1 protein-coding gene and 1 pseudogene are annotated in these 1,725 nt (G+C 73.5%); one reads left to right on the top strand and one right to left on the bottom strand.

Features of this window, described 5'->3' with window-relative positions; translation table 11 throughout:
- Positions 1 to 156: 156 nt before the first annotated feature.
- On the bottom strand, positions 157 to 1,134 hold the full coding sequence (locus tag LCE31_RS39420; protein WP_225023086.1) for an SMI1/KNR4 family protein: 978 nt from the start codon (positions 1,132 to 1,134) through the stop codon (positions 157 to 159).
- 298 nt (positions 1,135 to 1,432) lie between these two features.
- On the opposite strand from LCE31_RS39420, the pseudogene LCE31_RS39415 reads away from it, so the two are divergent.
- Positions 1,433 to 1,725: pseudogene (locus tag LCE31_RS39415) on the top strand (hypothetical protein); the annotation flags it as partial.

Here is a 1,725-nt window from a genome sequence, read left to right as displayed (position 1 = left end):
CCGCCCACCGGCCCGCCCTCGCGGTCCTCCGACCACGCCACGAACCCCAGGTCGAACTCCCGCACCCGCACCACCCGGTGCTGGAACGCGGCCACATCACCGTTGACCCATTCCTCCGCACGCTCCTGCGCCTGCGCGAACGTCACCATCGCCCGCTCACCCCTCCACCGGGACGGCGCGCGCGAAGCCGCCGTCGACCATCAGGTTCGCCACGGTCGCGAGCTCCGGCGGATTGCCCGCGAGCCGCAGCAGGAACGCGTCGAAATCCTCACCGCACGGCAGCAGCAGCCGCTCCACCCGCTCCTGCACCGACCACCCGTCCTGGTCACGGGCATCGTCGTACGCGCAGAACCACACCGAACCCGGCCGCTCACCGCGCACCTTCACCGCCAGCAGCCCGCCCTGCACGAACGCCACCCCGAGGAAGTCCTTCGTCAGGTGATCCCGCAGACACTTGTTCACATACACCAGGTCATTGACGGCCGCCTCGTCACGCACCGTGAAGAACGGCTGGTCCACCAGCAGACCCAACTCCGCGTCCAGCGCCGCCCCCACCGGCGCGCAACCGCCCGCCGCCTTCAGGAACGACCGGTACGCCTCAGGCAACCGGTACCCGAGATCCTCCTCGGCCGCCGCCACCAGCTGCTCGCTCACCGCCCAACCGGCCTTCGGCAGCCCGAAGTGCGCGGGCCGCGTCTCCTGCAACGGCCGCGTCCCCCGCTTCGCGTGGTCCACCGGCGCCGTCGCCAGACCGCCGTGGTGCCGCAGCAGCGCCTTCACCTCCACCGGTACGAGCACGAGCCGGCGCGAGCGCGCCACGTGATGCCACGTCCAGCCGTGCGGCGTCGCCACCGCGGGGATCGTGTCCCACAGCTCGTGCCCCGACGCGCTCAGCGCCGCGTTCGCCGACAAGTAGTCCGTCAGGCGCAGTTCGTCGACGCCGAAACCCTCCGGCGGCTCCGCGATCTCCGCGGCGGCACGCGCGTACGGCGTGAAGTCCGGATAACCGCCCCCGTCCACGCGCACGCCCGCCGGATGGCGAGCGGCCCGCACCGGGTCCGGGAATCGCACGACCTGCCCGGCGTAGGCCGCGTTCGGTGGCGCGGCTTGCTGCCCGAGCCGACCTGTCGTCATGGCGGTTGCCCCCTGCTGAAGCTGGCTGTTGCGCACAGCCTATGCGGTGGCGCGGCAGGCGGAACCGGGCCGGGCGGCCCGCCCGCCGACCCGCGAACGCCACGCGGCCGGGGCACTCCCGCACGAAACCTCCGCACCGTTCACGAACCGTCACAGCTACGTGACCGTATGCCGACGGCACGCCACGATCTTCGCCCCCGCTACCCGATTCCCGCCCGCATTTGGCAGTCTGTTCCCGCGGACCGGGGGACGTGAGCCCGCACACGACGCACCGCGGGCACGGGAGGGACACGGAACAGTGCAGAGCGCACCAACGACAGACACGCACGCCGAACTGCCGCGCACGCGGGGGCCGCAGGACCCGCACGGCTACGACCGGGCACAGGACGCACCAGGCACGCAGGAGCCGCAAGGGCCGCAAGGACCGGCGGCCCACGACGCGGCGCGGGCCCCCCACGCCGAGCACGGCGCACCGGCCGCCGCACTCCCGCAGGAGGAACCCGCCCCCGGCGGACCCGTCAGCCCCGGCGGGCCGCACGGCGACCCCCGCCTCGGCTGGAGCAGCACAGAACCCAACCGCCCGCCCCACCC

The organism is Streptomyces sp. 8L (genome assembly GCF_020176795.1).
In the GTDB taxonomy this organism is placed as follows: Bacteria; Actinomycetota; Actinomycetes; order Streptomycetales; family Streptomycetaceae; genus Streptomyces.
This window is presented reverse-complemented; position numbering and strand designations above follow the sequence as displayed.